The sequence below is a fragment of the Buchnera aphidicola (Pentalonia nigronervosa) genome, assembly GCA_014622685.1.
In the GTDB taxonomy this organism is placed as follows: domain Bacteria; phylum Pseudomonadota; class Gammaproteobacteria; order Enterobacterales; family Enterobacteriaceae; genus Buchnera; species Buchnera aphidicola_BD.
The window spans coordinates 526,043-544,912 of sequence record CP061275.1; the positions used below are offsets into that span (position 1 = coordinate 526,043).

The following is an 18,870-nucleotide window of genomic DNA, read 5'->3' on the forward strand; positions in this document are numbered from 1 at the left end:
ATTTATAAAATAACTATTTATTTTAAAAATGTAAGATTTGCAATACATTTAATCGATTTTTTTCTAATTTTTAAGAATGCTATAATATTAGGTCAGAGACTATTTTTTAACATTGATATAAGATTATTAATTTATATAGCAAGATTAGATTGATCTACAGTTAATCCTATTCCCATAGTCGTTGACAAGACTATTTTTTTTATATATATTCCTTTTGATTGTGGTGGTTTGGATTTTTTTATCGATGATATTAGTGTAATGAAATTTTCTTTTATATGGTTTTTTTTAAAATTAATTCGACCAATTGTAGCATGAATAATTCCATTTTTATCATTTTGATAACGTATTTGTCCTGTTTTAACGTTTTTTATAGATTCAGCGATATTTTTAGTTACTGTTCCTAATTTTGGATTTGGCATTAATCCACGAGGACCTAATATATGTCCTATTTTAGTAACTATTTTCATAGCATCTGGCGAAGCAATAGCAACATTAAAGTTAATGCCTTCTTTTTTAATAATGTCAATTAAATCTTCCATTCCAACCAATTCTGCGCCGGCATTTTGAGCTATTTTTACATTATTTCCTTGCGTGAATACAGCAACTTTAATGGTTCGTCCAAGTCCATATGGTAGTATTGAAAAACCTCGAATGTTTTGATCAGTTTTTTTTGTATTGATTCCTAAATTGATTGCGATATCAACACTTTCAATAAAATTTGTTGTTGAAGTATTTTGTAATAAAGTAATTAGTTCATCAAGATGATATTTTTTTTTTAAATCGATATTTTTTTTTATATTTTTCATGCGTTTTGTAATTTTTTTCATTATTATTTCTCAATCTTTAATCCGATAGATTTAGCAGTTCCTTCAATAGAACGCATCATATTTTCAACATTTGATCCTGTCATATCAACGCTTTTGAGCATTGCAATTTCTTTGATTTGCATATGAGTAACTGTTCCTACGATTTCGAATTTGGGTTTTTTAGAACCAGTTTGAATACCAGCAAATTTTTTTAATAAAACAGACGCTGGTGGAGTTTTTGTAACAAATGTAAATGAGCGATCGGAGTAAATTGTAATAACAACTGGAATGGGAAGCCCTTTTTCTATTTTTTCTGTTGCTTGATTGAATAATTTACAGAATTCCATAATATTAACACCTTTTTGACCTAATGCTGGTCCTATTGGTGGACTAGGATTAGCCATTCCAGCAGATACTTGTAATTTAATATAGGATTGTATTTTTTTAGCCATGTTTTTCTCAAATTATGAAATTATTTTTTAATAAATAAAATTTATGTATGTTTTTCTACTTGTCTGAAATCTAATTCTACAGGTGTTGATCTTCCAAAAATAGATACAGAGACTTTTAATCTGTTTTTTTCATAATCTACTTCTTCAACTACTCCGTTAAAATCAGAAAATGGTCCGTCATTGACACGGATCATTTCTCCAGGTTCAAATAGAGTTTTTGGTCTCGGTTTATTTCCAATTTGACGTAATTTTTTAATAATAGTTTCTACTTCTTTGTCGCTAATTGGTGTTGGTTTATCTGATTTACCGCCGATAAATCCTAATACTCTTGGAATGTTTCGTATTAAATGCCATGTTGAATCTGTCATAATCATTTGTATTAAAACATATCCAGGAAAAAATTTATATTCGCTTTTTCGGCGTTGACCTCCTCTGATTTCAATCACTTCTTCTGAAGGTATCATAACCTCTCCAAAAAACGTTTCCATTGCGTTCAGTTTCACGTATTCTCGTATTGATTGTGCAACGCGACTTTCAAAACCTGAAAATGCTTGCAATACATACCATCTTTTTTTTTGACTCAAATGCATGTTTAGAACCTTAAACTTACAATAAATGCTATTAAATGAAATATGATGTTGTCTAAACCCCATAGTAATAAAGATATCAAAATCGTTACGATAATAATTATACATGCAGTATATAAAGTTTCTTTATATTGAGGCCACGTAATTTTGCGTATTTCATTTTTAGTGGTACTTATATACAGTAACATGTATTTTCCTATTTTTGTAGAAAGTATAATACTCGTAGATAAGATAATTAAAAAAAATATAATTAATATACGTATAAAAAATTGTATTTCGTATAAATAATAATTTATAGAATATATTAAAATAAAACATAGAGAAGCAAATAACCATTTTATTTTTTCTATTGCATTGTATATGTTTTTATTTTTAACATTTTTTTTCATATTTTCCTCTAAAATTAGATAAAATAACAATATCGAAAGAAATGTATGTTTAGAAAATATATTTTTTGTAGAAAATGAGTGTTTAACATTTTTTCAGAAAAGAGATAAAAATAATTTTTTAATTGGTGTTTTATCGTTTAAAATAATTTTAGAGTAAAACTAGAAAATGAGGCGAGATTGATGATAATGATTCATTTAATGTGCTATTTAATAAAAGAATAAAAATGAATTGTATAAATGTGTATTTAAATACTATTTTTTTAAAATTATAAATTTTCATTTGCTATGCTGATACCCAGGATTGAACTGGGGACCTCATCCTTACCAAGGATGTGCTCTACCTACTGAGCCATATCAGCAAATTTTAAGCGGACAGCGGGAATTGAACCCGCATCATCAGCTTGGAAGGCTGAGATAATGCCATTATATGATGTCCGCATTTTTTATACGATGCGATTATTTTTTGGTGAGAGAAGGATTCGAACCTTCGAAGTCGATGACGGCAGATTTACAGTCTGCTCCCTTTGGCCGCTCGGGAATCTCACCTGATTATTTTTTTTTGCCGGCTACCGGAATTGAACTGGTGACCTACTGATTACAAGTCAGTTGCTCTGCCTGCTGAGCTAAGCCGGCTACTTTATATTTTTTACTTTATAAAAATTATTTAGATTTTTTTACATTATATAATTTTTATCTTTGATTGCAAGTTTTTTAAGAAAAAATTTTATCTTATAAATTTAATATAATGTTATTTTTCAACTTGATTGTTTACTTTGATGAAAAAAATATGTTATTAATGTAATGTAATTTTTGTTTTCATTCTGTTTTATCAGATTACAATAAAATATTTGAGTATATGATAAAATTAATTTTTTTTGAAAATGAAATAGTGCATTTCAAAAAGTTTACGTACTTATATTTAATGATGTTATTTTTTTTGATGTTGTTATAAGATCTACTTCTAATTGTAAATATATGTTAAATTTTTTAAAGATACCTTTTTGTATGATTTTAGCTAATTGAATTATTTCATGGGCTGTTGCGTTTTGTTGGTTTATTAAGATTAATTTTTGTCTTTTATAAATTGAAGCGCCGCCAATTTGGATATTTTTAAATTGATATTTTTCGATTAACCATGCAGCAGAAATTTTTACTAGACCGTGATCTTGCAATTGATAAGGAATATTTTTGTATAAAGATATGAGTTTTTTTGCGTGTGCTTGTGTAATTATTGGGTTTTTAAAAAAACTCCCGGCATTTCCTACCTTTTTTAGATTTGGGAGTTTTTTAATACGTATTTTGCATATTGTTTTAAAAATATGATATGCAGTCACTCTTTTCGGCTGAATGTATTTTAGCATAGATCGAACAATAATAGGATTCCATTTTTTTTTTATTATAATTCCAACAGCGATAATCGCATGTTCATTATTATATTGATTTTTAAAAATGCTATGACGATATGAAAATTTGCAGAATTTAGCATTAATTCTTTTGACAGTTCCATTTTTTAAAGATATTACATCAACATATTGGCACACATTTTTTAATTCTAAACCATATGCTCCAATATTTTGAACAACAGCAGATCCAACACATCCGGGAATTAATGCTAAGTTTTCTAATCCAAATATACCTGTACGCAAGGTATATTTTACGAAATCGTGCCATTTTTCTCCTGAAAATACATGTAATGACCAAATGTGTTTTTTTTCTGTTATTCTAATTCCTTTAATTCGGTTGATTATAACTAAACCTATGTAATTTTCTAAAAAAAGTACATTGCTCCCCTCTCCTAAAATTATATAAGGTATATTGTATAATTGACACATTTTCCATGTTTTCAGTAATGATTGAATTGTTTGTACAAAAATAATTTTTTTTGCATTAACATTTATTAAAAATGTATTTAAATGTTTTAAAGATTCATGGGATGGGCATTGTTTTTTATACATAGTATTCGACTTAAATATAATGAATTTATTAATAAAAAAATCTGTATTAATTAAAAGTTAATTCCTAAAATATATCAAAAGTGTTTAATAGGATTTTAGATATGAATCGCATTCAAAAAAATTATCAAGATAAAATAAATCAAAAAATAAATGGATTTTATAACATTATAAAGTTTTCTTTTGAGGTGTTTCCCCCTAAAGATTTAATTTTAGAGGAAAAATTATGGGCATCAATTTGTTGTTTAAAAGAATTGCACCCATCTTTTTTTTCTGTAACTTATGGCGCAAACAGTGGTGAACGTGAAAAAACATATGATATTACTCAAAAGATACGTAATAAAACACATATTTTAACATCTCCTCATTTGACTTGTGCTGGTTTAACTGCAACAGAATTACAAAAAATTGCAGAATATTACTGGAATCACGGTATTCAAAGCGTAGTAGCATTAAGAGGTGATATCAACAGTAACTCTTACAAACATACAATGTATGCTGTAGATTTAGTTGTATTATTAAAAAAAGTTGCCAATTTTGATATTTCTGTTGCTGTTTATCCTGAATTACATCCAGAATCAAAAAATTTTGAATCTGAAATTTCTAATTTTCAAAAGAAAATTGATGCGGGTGCAAATCGCGCTATTACACAATTTTTTTTTAATGTCGAAAGTTATTTAAATTTTCGGGATCGCTGTGTAAAACGCGGTATTAATGTTGAAATTATACCAGGTATTTTACCAATTTATAACTTTCAACAAATTCAGCGTTTTTCTAGCATGACGAATGTTTGCATTCCTGATTGGATATTTAAAGTGTTTCACGGGTTAGAAAACGATATTTCGATACAAAAAATTGTTGGTTTTAACATTGTTGTTGATTTGGTTCAAAAATTATATTTAGAAGGTGTACGACATTTTCATTTTTATACTTTAAATCGATCAGATATTGTTTATTCTATTTGTCATCTTTTAAGATTTAAAAATAAATGTATGCATAATACTTTTCGAGATTAATATAAAAACATTATTAAAGACAAAAATATGTTATTAGTTTGTATAATTTTTAGTTGGTTTAACATAAGAAATTATCTAAATATTCATCTGGTTGATATGTTTTTTAATAGCACCAAGATTAAATGTTAATGTTGGTGCAATTTTTCTTAAGGAAAGTTCTTCTGTGCAGTAATTATCTGCAGTATTTATCAAATAATGAAGTATTTTTATTTTTTTCGATTTTTTGAGAAAAATAATAAGATGAAATAGAATGAAATAATTGTTTTAAAAACGTGTTTTGGTTACCTTTCTATGATAGATTGTAATTTTTTTTTGAATAAATAAATCGCTATTTTGATAATTTAAAGACGGATTTGGTGCCGGCTGTATTTCAAATTTTAATGCGCATGAAGAGACAAGATGATTGATCGACCTACTTATATAGAATATAAATTTATTGTTTTATAAATAGTGGAAAATTTAAGATGATAGTACCTTTTTTTATTTTTTTTTATCAACATTAAATTTTATATAATTTCATGCATGATTTCGACGTTATTAATTTTATTTTCAGAGTTACTGAGCACGTTTAGTGGTTCTGTTTATTGTAATTGTATAGGATATGTATCTTTTTTATTCATTGACTAATTGTAACGATGTCGGTTTTTCAGAATAATACATTCTGATTTAATTATTATGCACTTTGAAAAGTGTTGTTTCCAGGCATATCTATTTCTTCATTAGCAGTTACAAGAATATAAATTATTTTATTTATTTTTTTATTTTGATAGAAAATAGAACATCTAATATAAGAACGAAAAAACCTTTCATATCTGTGTCCTTTATTCCATAAAATTTGTTATTTTTGTATATATAGAGTTAAAAATATTTTTTCATTTGTTACTGTCAATATCAACAGTATTTGTATGTTTTTATAATAGCAGTCATCCATATCTTGGAGCCAATTTTTTCTAGCATGTTAAATTGCTTTTTACTTGGCGTACTATGTATTTTAATAGAAGATTTTAAATCGGAAAATAACTAGATAAAAAATCAATAAAATGTTTATTTCTTTGATTTATAACTGTAATATCATTGTTTATTGTAGAGATTTTAATTAATTTTTATATATTTCAAAAAAAATCAGGTAGTTTCTTTTTATAATACGGTTGTTTTATTTTATTTTTAAGTACTGCATTAAATAAGAAATAATTTATCAATGTTTATTATATATAAATTTTTTTAAAAAATTTTTTAATATATTTTATAAGGTATGTTAATTTTATGTTAAATGTATTGATTTTTAGCGATCGGATATGTTGGATCTGAATTAGTTAATTATATTAACTTTTATAGATTGGTTAATATAAAAAATACCAGTCTTAAAAAATAGTTCAGGAATGGGAAAATTATTTTATAATATGCACTGATAATTTAAAAAAATGTGGACGTGATTTTCGAATTTATATATGATTTTGATTTGTCATACAAGGATATTGATATGGTTTTTCTCACAATGAATCATCATGTTAGTCATTTTTGAGCTTCGTGTTTTGTACCTTTTAGGTGTATTGCTTTTGATATTTCAGGGCATGTTGAGTTAAAGCAAGATCCACTTATTCAAAGTATTATGAATTTTATCATAAACATGCATATCTTTTTGATCAACTTATTTATGAGTGACTAAAATGAAATAAAAAACAAATTGAACAGTTTAATTGAATTTCAATTCCTGGATTTTATGCTACTTGTATATTACTAGAATTAAAACTAATTGTAGAATTTGATATGCTGGAAGGTAATAATATACCTATTATTAATGCTATCAGTGGTGTGAGCGAATCAGGAAGAACATGTAATTTTAATAATTTTTTTTGTGAGGGTATCCTAGTTCCATAAAATATTTTTCTTATCTTTACATTTCTGAAATAATTAAACATTTAGGTATTCCAATAATTTTTATTCCACATGTAGAAGTATTTAATCGTAGTATTATTTCTACTATTTTACGAAAAATAAAAAATGGTATTACAGAAATGGGTGCATATAAAATTTTTTTTGAAAAATTAGGATTAACTATCAGTATGTATTTGTAAACACTCCTTGCTGAATATTAAATCAGTGATAAATTTATCTCCTGATGATATTGGATTCGTTATAAAAGAAGATTGTATTGTTCTTGTGACTGATAAAGATAATTTATTGTAATATGCAACTATACAAGCAGTTCAATATTTTAACATTTTTTTGATTTTACTAAAACAGAATCAATTATTTATTTGATAGTGAGATATAAATTATATGAAAAATCTTTTCGTGATTAAATTAGGTAGTCTATTTTTAGAAATCTATGATGCTATGATGCGATTTTTCAGATTTATTTTGTTATCAAAAACATCATAAATATGACATCTTAATTGTTTATAGAAGAAAGCGTTATTGGTAATTTAGCGTGTTCGTTTTCAATTAAAGTAAAAAATAAAAAACGATCTACATATGACTCTAATAGAACATATGAATTTAATTATAGGGGCGTGGTCTGGTACTTCTAATAACGTTCTCTTAAATTTTAGAATTAAAACATAGTATGGATTCTATTAGATTATTTTTAGTAGATAAACATGTTTCAAATGTAAAAAAATGGACGAAAATTTAGGTTATATTAGTGCAGTCTTATCAGGTTAACCAATTTTTTTAAAAAGTTTATATAAAAGACATATTTTACCGATTATTAATTCCATAGGTATTTATTTATTATGGTTTTTTAAATAATGTTAATTCGGATGTGTTTGATACCGGTTTAGCATCTATTTTAAAAGCTAATTTGTTTGTTTTATCAGATGTTAGTTCAATATTAGATTGAAAAAGACAAATAATTGAAGACATTAACATAATTTTAGAATAACAGTTAATTGCTTAAGGCGTTTTTTTTAAATGGTATGATTGTTAAAGTATGTGCTATTTTGGATGTGTTGCGTTTTTTAATAAGTCTTGTGGATGTTTGTAAAAGTTTGCAAGATACGAAATAGTATCAAGATATTTGTTGAATGGCGTTAATATAAGAACATGTGTTTTTTTATAATTTGTTTAATTGTATAGGTTTCGATGTGATCAATAAAAATATTAATAAAGTTGTTTTAGCGTATTCTGGTGGATTAGATACGTCTGCGATTATTCCATGGATTAAAGAAAATTATAACGTTGAAGTAATTGCATTTGTTGCAGATATTGGGCAATCTGTTCAAGATTTGAATGGAATTAAAAAAAAAGCATTACAGTCTGGTGCAACCAAATGTTATATTTTTGATTTAAAAGCGGAATTTATAGCAAGTTATGTATATCCAGTTTTAAAGACTGGAGCTTTGTATGAAGGAAGTTATTTGTTAGGAACAGCTATGGCTCGTCCTATTATTGCAAAAAAACAAATTGAATTGGCATTAGAAATTGGAGCAAATACATTATGTCATGGTGCTACCGGAAAAGGTAATGATCAAATAAGATTTGAACTTGCATATGCGTCGTTAGCGCCGAATCTTCGTGTAATTGCACCATGGCGTGAATGGCATTTTCGATCTCGAGAAGAAATATTAACATACTTAAAGAAAAACAATGTTGCCACAACAGCAACTTTAGAAAAAATTTACAGTAAAGATGAAAATGTTTGGCATCATTCTACAGAGGGCGGTTTGCTTGAACATCCTTGGAATGCATCAGACGCAGATTGTTGGAGTTGGACAGTAGATCCTCAACATGCTCCAGAGCAACCAGAATATGTTTTGTTAAAATTACGTTTTGGTACAGTTATTGCTGTAAATCAAATAAAATTAAATCCATTGCAATGTGTCGATTTATTAAATAAGATTGGTTCTAAACATGGCATAGGACGAGTAGATATTGTTGAAAATCGATTAATTGGTATCAAATCGCGCGGTTGCTACGAAACGCCTGGTGGAACAATTATAATAACTGCTATAAAGGCAATAGAACAATTAGTTTTAGATCGCGATAGTTTTAAATGGAGAGAACAAATTGCATTAGAAATGGCTTCAGTAGTGTATGACGGTCGGTGGTTTTCTCCGATACGACAATCTATACAGGCAGCTGCAGATGTATTGTCATCTGATATTAATGGTGAAGTTATGTTGAAATTATATAAAGGCTGTGTCACTGCTGTACAAAAAAAATCTCCTAATGCATTATACTCTGCAGAGTATGCTACTTTTGGTCAAGATAAAGTATACAAACAATCTGATGCAGATGGGTTTATTCGTTTGTTTTCTTTATCGTCAAAAATTCGCGCACAAAACAAATTAAAATAAAATAATATATATTTTAATAAATTATAGACATTTTTTAATTGAGAAAAAATATGGTACTGTGGGGTGGACGATTCATATATGAATCTGATCAAACATTTAAAAAATTTAATTCATCGTTATCTTTTGATTACATCTTAGCAGAAGAGGATATAACTGCTTCAATTGCTTGGTCTAAAGCACTCATGAAGTGTAGTATTATTACAGTTAAAGAGCAAAATTTAATAGAATCTGCATTAGTAGATTTATTAAAAAAAGTTACAAAGAACACTCAGATAATCCTTGAAAGCGATTGTGAAGATATTCATAGTTGGGTTGAAGATCAGCTCATTAAGAAAATTGGTCCATTAGGTAAAAAGTTGCATACTGGGCGTAGTCGTAATGATCAGGTGACAACTGATTTAAAATTATGGTGTAAAAATAGGATTTTTTGTATATTACAAAATTTAATGATGTTGCAAAAATATTTTATTTTGAGTGCTGAAGCGAATAGTGATGTTATTATGCCTGGATACACACATTTACAACGTGCACAACCGATCACATTTTCTTATTGGTGCTTAGCTTATGTAGAAATGTTTAAAAGAGATACAGAACGTTTGCAAGATGTATTAAAACGAGTAAATATTAGCCCGTTGGGTTCTGGTGCACTTGCAGGAACATCATGGAATATCGACCGTAAAGAATTAGCTTTATCAATGGGTTTTGAATCAGCAACAATTAATGCACTCGATAGTGTTTCTGATCGGGATTACATAATTGAATTATTATCTACTGCATCAATTAGTATGATGCATTTATCACGTTTTTCAGAAGATTTAATTTTTTTTAATTCACATGAAGCAGGTTTTATTGAATTATCTGATAGTATTACATCTGGTTCATCTTTAATGCCACAAAAGAAAAATCCGGATGCATTAGAATTAATTCGATCTAAATGTGGTCGTGTTTATGGTGCATTAATTGCAATGTTAGTTGTATTAAAATCACTACCCTTGTCATATAATAAAGATATGCAAGAAGATAAAGAAGGTTTATTTAATGCTATAAAGACATGGAATGATTGTTTGTCTATGGCTCGATTAATTTTAAAGAACATACAAGTTCAAAAAAAAATTTGTCGTCAAGCAGCAGAACACGGTTATTCTAATGCAACAGATCTTGCAGATTATTTAGTAAAAAAGGGTGTTACATTTCGTGATGCGCATAATATATCTGGAAAATTAGTGTTACATGCAATAAAAGAAAAAAAATCGTTAAATAGTTTAAAACTATCCGTTTTTAAGAAATATAGTAGTTTAATTGAAGAAGACATATATCAAAATATAACTTTAGAATCTTGTCTGGAAAAACGATTATCCCAAGGTGGTGTAGCACCAAACCAAATAGAAAAAGAAATTGTAGAAATAAAAAAAAGGTTAAACATTTTTTAATACATGTTCACTATTAAATAAATATTTATCTGTTTTAAAAATTAACTGAGAATTTAATTATTTCTTAAATACTCAGTTAAGTATACATTTTTAAAAATCGAATAATTAATATTTAATTACCATAAAATAAAAGATATAAGGTGTGTTTTTATGGAAAAAATTGTTTTTTTTGTTCATGAGCATTTAATACTTAGTTTTTTGTGGGTGTTGCTTTTGTGTTTAATAATATTTTTATTATTTAAAGAATATTGCTCAAAGTTTAAATTTATTAATAATATTCAAGCAATCAACTTAATAAATAAAAAGAATGCGATCGTAATTGATACTCGTTCTTCAAGAAATTATCAAAAAGGACATATTGTTAATTCCATTCATATTTCATTACAAAAAGTTCTTTCAGGAAAAATAAAAAATATAATTTTTTATAATTCTCATCCGATTATTTTGATTTTTAGTTCATCGTATATTCAAAACAAATACATCGATGAATTTCTTAAATGTGGATTTAAAAAGATTTTTGTGTTAAGAAATGGTATATATGGTTGGGATTTAGAAAATCTCCCTCTTGTGTCATAAAATAAATGTATGTAAATTTTTTTTCAAAAATATTATTTTATTTATTTAATTTTTTATAAGTGTATAAAAATACTCATATATTATAGATATATTTATTTGTAAGATATATTTTATAGTGCATACTATAGGAATGTTATGTTAAAGTCACAAACAACACGTGAGTTTTTTGAGATTCAACGTATTTATTTAAAAAATATTTCTTTTAAATCTCCTAATACACCGAAAATATTTTGTAAAAACTGGGATCCAAATATAAAATTTAATTTAAATATTGCCGTTGAAAACATTAAAAAAAATATTTTTGAAGTAATATTAAAAATAAAAATTGTAGTTACAATTCAAACAGAATTAGTTTTTTTATGTAATGTACATCAAGCTGGAATTTTTTGTATTTTAAATTTAGATGAGAAAAAATTACGATATTGTTTGTATGCTTATTGTCCAGATATTTTATTTCCATATTCTCGTTCATGTATATCTAATCTAGTATCTAATGCAAGTTTTCCTAGTTTAAATATTGCGCCAGTGAATTTTCATGATATGTATTATAATAATATAAAGAATCATCAAGATGTATTATGACTAAACGTGTATTAAATTATCGATTTTACGTATTCAAAAAAAATTCAGAAAAATAAAATTTTTACATATTTTTTGAGAAAAATTGATGTTTTTATAAACAACGACAACGTGAATAAAGTGGTATTTTATGATTCATTATATATCAATGAAAAGTTAATATTTTAGATTTATTTTATTAGAAACATATTTTGGTATTTTTTTATTTGAATATATTTTCTTCTATTGCATTAGAAAAAGACGATGCGTTTTAATTTTAAAAATATATATAAAATTTTGAATCTTTTCAAGAAGTTTATGTACACGATATTTGTTGAACAAAGGTAAGTTTTTTTGAATGATATTCAAAAAAATATTTGTTTTTTATAATTTTCCTCTTATAAAATTATTTATATGAAAAAATATATAATGAAGTAATCATTTTAATAATACGTAATAGAGTTATTTTTTTCGTTGTTTTTATAGCACTAAATTGATTAGTTTTTAATGGATATGCATTGTATTAATTTTATTAAATTTATTATAGTATTGCATTATTTCAAAAACGTATTGTAATAAACATTAAATTTTTTTAAGTGACGCAAATAAAAAACATGATAATGATTGAAAAATAGCTATTTTAAAATTTAGCGATATTTTTAATAATATTCAAATTAAAACAAATATTAAAAAGGATTTGATTCAATTATATTAAATATGTTTTTTTGGATTGTCATTATTTTTTTTACTATTAAATAATATAAATAATTTTATAAAATACAATTTTTAAAGATACGTATTTTAACTATACTATATAATTAATTAAAAATGTTTACAATGAGTTGTTATGGATATAAAAAACTTCTGTTTTTATTAAATATGTAATAAATATGTTCATGTTAAATACAGAAGTTTTATTTTATATTGAGTAACATTCTTAATCATCTAAAAAACTACGCAATACTTCTGATCTACTTGGATGACGAAGTTTTCTAAGGGCTTTCGCTTCAATTTGTCGTATTCTCTCACGAGTTACATCAAATTGCTTTCCAACTTCTTCTAATGTATGATCAGTATTCATGTCAATTCCAAAACGCATGCGCAGCACTTTTGCCTCACGTGCAGTTAATCCTGATAATACGTCGTGCGTAGCTGATCGTAAACTTTCCGATGTCGCAGAATCTAAGGGTAGTTCTAAATTCGTATCTTCAATAAAATCTCCTAAATGCAAATCGTCATCATCTCCGATTGGAGTTTCCATGGATATTGGTTCTTTTGCAATTTTTAATACTTTTCTAATTTTATCTTCTGGAATTAACATTTTTTCAGATAATTCTTCTGGAGTAGGTTCGCGTCCTATTTCTTGTAACATTTGTCTAGAAATGCGGTTTAACTTATTAATAGTTTCAATCATATGGACAGGAATGCGAATAGTGCGAGCTTGATCTGCGATAGATCGAGTAATTGCTTGTCTAATCCACCATGTAGCATAAGTGGAAAATTTATATCCTCGACGGTATTCGAACTTATCTACAGCTTTCATCAGTCCAATATTTCCTTCTTGAATTAAATCTAAAAATTGTAATCCGCGATTGGTATATTTTTTAGCAATAGAAATCACTAGTCTTAAATTCGCCTCAACCATTTCTTTTTTTGCTTTTCTGGCTTTTGCTTCTCCAATGGACATTCTTTTATTAATATCTTTTGTTTGTTCAATAGTTAAACCAGTTTCTTGTTCAATTTGAACTAATTTATTAATACTAGAAAAAACAGTATTTTCAATAGTGTGTAATTTTTTAGACCATGGTTGGTTTGCATTTTGTTCAATTTTAAACCATTGATGATTTGCTTCATTCCCTGAAAAAATTTTTATAAAATATTTTCTAGGCATGGCACATTGTTCTACACATAATTTCATAATGACTCTTTCTTCTGTTCGAATTCTTTCAATCATGTAACGCATATTGTTAACTAAGCGGTCAAATTGCTTTGGTACTAATCTAAATTGTTTAAATATTTCTGAAAGATTATAAATTTCTAATAATGCATCTTTGTGTTTTCTATTTTTTCGTTTTATCACTTTGTGTGTGTTAACAAATTGATTGCGTAGTTCAGAGAATTTTTCGTTAGCTAAAACAGGATCGACACTATGATCATTTTCATCATGTCTTTCTTCGTCATCATCTTCTGTATTTTGGTCTATGTCTAAAATATCTGATCCTATATGAATAGTCGATGGAGAAAAATATTCTTCTGCATTCGGATCAACAAAACCAGTTATTATATCAGACAATCTGATTTGTCCCGTTTGGATACGATCGTATTGATCTAGCAGATAATTAATCGCTTCTGGATATTCTGAAACGGAACATTGAACTTGATTAATTCCATCTTCAATGCGTTTTGCTATGTCAATTTCACCTTCTCGTGTTAATAGTTCAACAGTCCCCATTTCTCGCATATACATACGAACGGGATCTGTTGTTCGTCCAGGTTCCGATTCGACATTGGATAAAACTTGTGTTGCTGCTTCTACTGTATCTTCATCTGCGTCTGTATGTATTGAGTTTAAAATTAAATCATCAGTATCTGGTGCTTCTTCAACAACTGGAATTCCCATATCATTAATCATCTGAATAATGTCATTAATTTGTTCGGAATCTATAATATCTTCTGGTAGATGATCATTGACTTCAGAATAGGTTAAATACCCCTGCTCCTTACCATGTGTAATAAGAAGTTTAAGCTGTGATTGTGGATTATGGTCCATAAGATGGTATCCAACTGTCTGTTGATTAAAATAATATTAATTGACTTCAGTCAATAATAAATTGAATGATTATTTGCACATTTAAAATAATTTACATTTTTTTGATAATTTTTTGTTAATATTCCAAATTTCTTGTTTTTCACACTTTTTTAATCCTATTAATCGTTCTTTTGAAATTAAATATTCTTGTCTTTTCTCAAGAATTTTATTATATATGTTAGTCAATGAATCTAAAAACACATTTGAAATTTCTTTTTGAACAATCATATGATCCCATCTGGATAAAATTTTTAGAATATGGATTATTTTTTTATCTCTGTACAATTCTAATAATTGACCAGTGTTAATATTTGGATATTTTGTACAAGTATTTAATATTTCTAAGAATATAGATAGTCCTTTTATTTTTGCATTTTCAAACTGTTTAAGTTCAGGTGTTATTTTAGACAAATGAGGATTTTGTACGAGAAGACCGATTAGAATTCGCATTGAGGTTCTTTTAATTTGAAATTGTTGTATTTTTTTTGTTTCGTTTTTTTTATAATATAAAAATTTTTCAAGTTGATCATCGTCTAAAATACCTATTTTTCTTGCTAGTACCTGGCGCAAATATAACTGTATTGTATCACTTGGTATACTATTAATTAGTGGTAACGCTTGAGCGCTTAAATGAAATTTATCATCATTAGATGATAAATTAATATTTTTTGATATGTATTTAAAAAAAAATTCCGTCATAGTCATGGCGTTTTCAATACGTTTTTGAAATTTTTCTTTTCCTTCTTTTTGAATAATAGAATCTGGATCTTCATTTTTTGGTAAAAATACAAATTTTAATATTTTTTCGTCTGAAATATATGGTAATGAATTTTTTAAAGCGTGCCAAGATGCGTTTCTTCCAGCTGTATCGCCATCATAGCAATATATAATTGTGCTAGAGTTTTGAAATAATAAACGAGTTTGCTCTTTAGTAATTGCCGTTCCTAGAAGAGAAACAACATAATCAATATTATATTGAGTGAGGATTATTACATCTATATACCCTTCAACAACTAATAAATATGCAGGTTTTGGATGTTTTTTTTTTACTTGATACAATCCATAAATTTGTTTTCCTTTATGAAAAATATTTGTTTCAGGTGAATTTAGATATTTTGGAAAGGTATTATTAATTGATCGTCCACCAAATCCTAAAATTCTACCATGTTTGTCTTGTATAGGAAATATTATGCGTCCTTGAAAACAATCATACCTTTTTCCCATTTTATTAATATTAATAATTTTTTGATCTAATAATTGTTTTTCTAAGTTTGTTGTTATATTTATTTTACTAGAAAAAATCTGCCATTCTACATCAGAATATCCAATTAAAAACATTTGAATCATTTTTTTATTGATTCCTCTTTTGGATAAGTATTGATGTGCTATGTGCGTACAATGTATGTTTTTATGATATAGAAAAGCTATTTTATTAGTTAAAAAATACATTTTTTGTTTTTTTATATAATCATTATTATGATTTTTTTGTGAATTATGAAACGGAATCTGCATGCCATGCAATATAGAAAGCTCTTCAATACTTTCTACAAAAGTTAAATGTTCATAATGCATAAGGAAATCAATTGCGTTTCCATAGTTTCTACAACCGAAACAATAGTAAAATTGTTTTTCATAATTTACAGTAAACGATGGAGTTTTATCATAATGGAAAGGACAATTGGTTTGATAATTTTTACCATTTTTTTTTAATTTTATGCGTGTGTTAATAAGTTCTATAATGTTAGTGCGAAATAGTAATTCATTAATAAAATATTTAGGTATTGTTCCAGTCATATTTTTTATATTACAAAATTTGTTTCCGTTCTTGCATTAAGAACGGCGTTGAAAATTTATATGATTTAATACATGCGAACACGTTTTGCATTTTCTCGTATTAGTTTTTTTGTAAGGCGTTTTATAGCAGATGCTCGAGCACGTTTTCGTTCAGTAGTAGGTTTTTCATAAAACTCTCTTCTACGAATTTCAGACAAGATACCTGCTTTTTCACAAGATCGTTTAAATCGTCGCAGTGCGACATCAAATGGTTCGTTTTCGCGTATTTTTATTATTGGCATTTAAAAATTACCTCAATTAATTTTATTTAAATGATAAAAAATAATATGCATAATTTTATTTTTCTTAGTATAATTAATCCTATATCAATCAATGTAACGTTGTAAAGTATCATTTTATATTTTTAACTGACAAGATTTGTTAGTAGAAATATTTATTATAAATATGTTTCGTATTTTTATTTTTTAGTTTTATTATTTAAATTTTTGGATATTACAAGTCATGAAGATATTAGGTATAGAAACATCTTGTGATGATACTGGAATAGCTATATATGATAGTGAACGAGGATTATTATTTCACAGGGTATTTAATCAAAATGCATTACATAATATACATGGCGGCATTGTTCCAGAAATAGCTGCTCGTAAGCATGTACAAAATATAGTTTTATTGTTTAAAAATATGTTAGTAAAAAATAATTTTTTTAATAAAATTAATTATATTTCATATACTGCAGGACCAGGTTTAGCGAGTTCGTTACTAGTTGGTTCTACATTTGCGCATGCTTTAGGTATGTGTTTAAATATTCCAGTCATTCCAATAAATCACATGGAAGCACATTTGCTTTCACCAATGTTAGAATGTAAATCAATTAAATTTCCATTTATAGCATTGTTAGCATCAGGAAAACATACTCAAATTGTTTTTGCTAGCAAGTTAGGTTCGTATGAATTACTTGGTCGTTCTTTAGATGATGCTGCTGGTGAAGCATTTGATAAGATAGCAAAATTGTTAGGATTAAGTTATCCTGGTGGTATTGAATTATCTAAATTAGCTCGTAAAGGAATAAAAAATCGTTTTTGTTTTCCTAGACCTATGATACGTCATGCAAATTTAGATTTTAGTTTCTCAGGGTTAAAAACATTTGCTACTAATATTATTAAGCAATACGATAAAAATATGCAAGAAAAAGCAAATATAGCACGAGCATTTGAAGATGCAGTAGTTGATATATTGTTAATTAAAATTAAAAAAGCATTACAACAGAAAAAACAGAAACGTTTAATTATTGCTGGCGGAGTTAGTGCTAACGCAATGTTAAGAAAAAAAGCAAAATTGATGATGGAAAAACATTTTAATGGTGAAGTGTTTTATGTTCGTCCAGAATTTTGCACAGACAATGCTGCTATGATTGCATATGTAGGTTTTTTACGTCATAAAAAAGCAGAAAGCATAAATCAATTAAAGATTTTAGTTAAACCAAAATGGTCTATAAGTGAGTTATTTTTTTAATTTTTTATAAATATTAAATATTATTTTTTTTATTAATATATACTAATAAATCTTTTATAGTTACAATTTCCATTTTTTTATCTTTAGAAAATTGCAAAATTTCAGGTATTCGTGACATAGTACCGTCTTTATTAGTTAATTCACAAATCACACTGGTTGGTTTAAAACCAGCTAATGAAACTATTTCAATTGCAGCTTCCGTGTGTCCAGCTCGTGCTAAAATCCCTCCATGCTTTGCTAAAAGAGGGAAAACATGGCCTGGTCTATTTAAATCACTTGGTCGTGCGTTATCTGCTATTGCTGTTTTTATAGTCGTTAATCTATCTTTTGCTGATACGCCGGTAGATACACCTTGTGCAGCTTCTATTGTTACAGTAAAGCCTGTTTGATATGTACTAGTATTTTTTTTAACCATCATAGGCAGATTTAGTTTTTTACGTCGAGTTTCAGTAATGCAAAGACATACAATTCCGCTACCATATCGAATCGACAACGCCATTTGCTCTACTGTCATATTTTCAGAAGCAAAAACCAAATCGCCTTCATTTTCTCGTTTTTCATCATCTAATATAATAATACCCTGACCTGCTTTCAAAGCAAATATTGATTTTTTTACTCGTTCTATAGAATTTTTATATCCGGATAGTAATGTTTTTATCATTTTACAACCTAGCAAGTAATATTGTAT

The 18,870-nt window shown here is 26.8% G+C and carries 17 protein-coding genes and 4 tRNA genes; 6 read left to right on the forward strand and 15 right to left on the reverse strand.

The window, feature by feature from the left end; translation table 11 throughout:
* Positions 1 to 131: 131 nt before the first annotated feature.
* The 9 genes from rplA to murB form a co-directional block, all read right to left on the reverse strand.
* Complete coding sequence (gene rplA, locus ICW73_02315; protein QNS01791.1) at positions 132 to 827, reverse strand: 50S ribosomal protein L1; 696 nt, start codon at positions 825 to 827, stop codon at positions 132 to 134.
* Between the two features lie 2 nt (positions 828 to 829).
* Positions 830 to 1,258 carry a 50S ribosomal protein L11 gene (gene rplK / locus ICW73_02320; protein ID QNS01792.1) on the reverse strand — a complete coding sequence of 143 codons (429 nt, stop codon included), beginning with the start codon at positions 1,256 to 1,258 and terminating at the stop codon, positions 830 to 832.
* Between the two features lie 41 nt (positions 1,259 to 1,299).
* Positions 1,300 to 1,848: a transcription termination/antitermination protein NusG gene (gene nusG, locus ICW73_02325; GenBank protein ID QNS01793.1), complete on the reverse strand. Its 549-nt coding sequence runs from the start codon at positions 1,846 to 1,848 to the stop codon at positions 1,300 to 1,302.
* A gap of 2 nt (positions 1,849 to 1,850) precedes the next feature.
* Positions 1,851 to 2,234: a preprotein translocase subunit SecE gene (secE, locus tag ICW73_02330; protein QNS01794.1), complete on the reverse strand. Its 384-nt coding sequence runs from the start codon at positions 2,232 to 2,234 to the stop codon at positions 1,851 to 1,853.
* 286 nt (positions 2,235 to 2,520) lie between these two features.
* Positions 2,521 to 2,593: transfer RNA gene (locus ICW73_02335), tRNA-Thr, on the reverse strand.
* An 8-nt stretch (positions 2,594 to 2,601) separates the two neighbouring features.
* Positions 2,602 to 2,672 (reverse strand) — tRNA-Gly (locus ICW73_02340).
* Positions 2,673 to 2,698: 26 nt separating this feature from the next.
* Positions 2,699 to 2,780: transfer RNA gene (locus ICW73_02345), tRNA-Tyr, on the reverse strand.
* Between the two features lie 14 nt (positions 2,781 to 2,794).
* Positions 2,795 to 2,867: transfer RNA gene (locus ICW73_02350), tRNA-Thr, on the reverse strand.
* A gap of 272 nt (positions 2,868 to 3,139) precedes the next feature.
* Entirely contained in the window at positions 3,140 to 4,189 is a 1,050-nt protein-coding gene (gene murB / locus ICW73_02355; protein QNS01795.1) for a UDP-N-acetylmuramate dehydrogenase, read from the reverse strand.
* A 101-nt stretch (positions 4,190 to 4,290) separates the two neighbouring features.
* Between murB and metF the strand changes: the two genes are divergently transcribed.
* Positions 4,291 to 5,202 (forward strand): methylenetetrahydrofolate reductase, encoded by a 912-nt coding sequence (gene metF / locus ICW73_02360; protein ID QNS01796.1) that lies wholly within the window; start codon positions 4,291 to 4,293, stop codon positions 5,200 to 5,202.
* 1,718 nt (positions 5,203 to 6,920) lie between these two features.
* On the opposite strand, the gene ICW73_02365 is transcribed toward metF, so the two are convergent.
* Complete coding sequence (locus tag ICW73_02365; GenBank protein QNS01797.1) at positions 6,921 to 7,121, reverse strand: hypothetical protein; 201 nt, start codon at positions 7,119 to 7,121, stop codon at positions 6,921 to 6,923.
* An 814-nt stretch (positions 7,122 to 7,935) separates the two neighbouring features.
* Entirely contained in the window at positions 7,936 to 8,073 is a 138-nt protein-coding gene (locus ICW73_02370) for a hypothetical protein (protein QNS01798.1), read from the reverse strand.
* A gap of 215 nt (positions 8,074 to 8,288) precedes the next feature.
* Between ICW73_02370 and ICW73_02375 the strand changes: the two genes are divergently transcribed.
* The 4 genes from ICW73_02375 to secB all read left to right on the forward strand — a co-directional run bounded on the left by ICW73_02375 (position 8,289) and on the right by secB (position 12,088).
* Positions 8,289 to 9,500 (forward strand): argininosuccinate synthase, encoded by a 1,212-nt coding sequence (locus ICW73_02375; GenBank protein ID QNS01799.1) that lies wholly within the window; start codon positions 8,289 to 8,291, stop codon positions 9,498 to 9,500.
* A gap of 50 nt (positions 9,501 to 9,550) precedes the next feature.
* Positions 9,551 to 10,930, forward strand: coding sequence for an argininosuccinate lyase (argH, locus tag ICW73_02380; protein QNS01800.1), 1,380 nt, complete (start codon positions 9,551 to 9,553; stop codon positions 10,928 to 10,930).
* Between the two features lie 150 nt (positions 10,931 to 11,080).
* A complete protein-coding gene (locus ICW73_02385) occupies positions 11,081 to 11,506 on the forward strand; it encodes a rhodanese-like domain-containing protein (GenBank protein ID QNS01801.1) in 426 nt (141 codons plus the stop codon).
* Between the two features lie 135 nt (positions 11,507 to 11,641).
* On the forward strand, positions 11,642 to 12,088 hold the full coding sequence (gene secB, locus ICW73_02390; protein ID QNS01802.1) for a protein-export chaperone SecB: 447 nt from the start codon (positions 11,642 to 11,644) through the stop codon (positions 12,086 to 12,088).
* Positions 12,089 to 13,001: 913 nt separating this feature from the next.
* Here secB and rpoD read toward each other — a convergent pair.
* From rpoD to rpsU, 3 genes are all read right to left on the reverse strand, one after another.
* A complete protein-coding gene (rpoD, locus tag ICW73_02395; protein QNS01803.1) occupies positions 13,002 to 14,834 on the reverse strand; it encodes an RNA polymerase sigma factor RpoD in 1,833 nt (610 codons plus the stop codon).
* 81 nt (positions 14,835 to 14,915) lie between these two features.
* A complete protein-coding gene (locus tag ICW73_02400; protein ID QNS01804.1) occupies positions 14,916 to 16,667 on the reverse strand; it encodes a DNA primase in 1,752 nt (583 codons plus the stop codon).
* Positions 16,668 to 16,732: 65 nt separating this feature from the next.
* Positions 16,733 to 16,948 carry a 30S ribosomal protein S21 gene (gene rpsU, locus ICW73_02405; GenBank protein QNS01805.1) on the reverse strand — a complete coding sequence of 72 codons (216 nt, stop codon included), beginning with the start codon at positions 16,946 to 16,948 and terminating at the stop codon, positions 16,733 to 16,735.
* Between the two features lie 220 nt (positions 16,949 to 17,168).
* On the opposite strand from rpsU, the gene tsaD reads away from it, so the two are divergent.
* Positions 17,169 to 18,182 (forward strand): tRNA (adenosine(37)-N6)-threonylcarbamoyltransferase complex transferase subunit TsaD, encoded by a 1,014-nt coding sequence (tsaD, locus tag ICW73_02410; GenBank protein QNS01806.1) that lies wholly within the window; start codon positions 17,169 to 17,171, stop codon positions 18,180 to 18,182.
* Positions 18,183 to 18,195: 13 nt separating this feature from the next.
* On the opposite strand, the gene ribB is transcribed toward tsaD, so the two are convergent.
* The gene (gene ribB / locus ICW73_02415; protein ID QNS01807.1) at positions 18,196 to 18,843 is read right to left on the reverse strand and encodes a 3,4-dihydroxy-2-butanone-4-phosphate synthase; all 648 of its coding nucleotides are present in this window, start codon (positions 18,841 to 18,843) and stop codon (positions 18,196 to 18,198) included.
* Positions 18,844 to 18,870 lie beyond the last annotated feature (27 nt).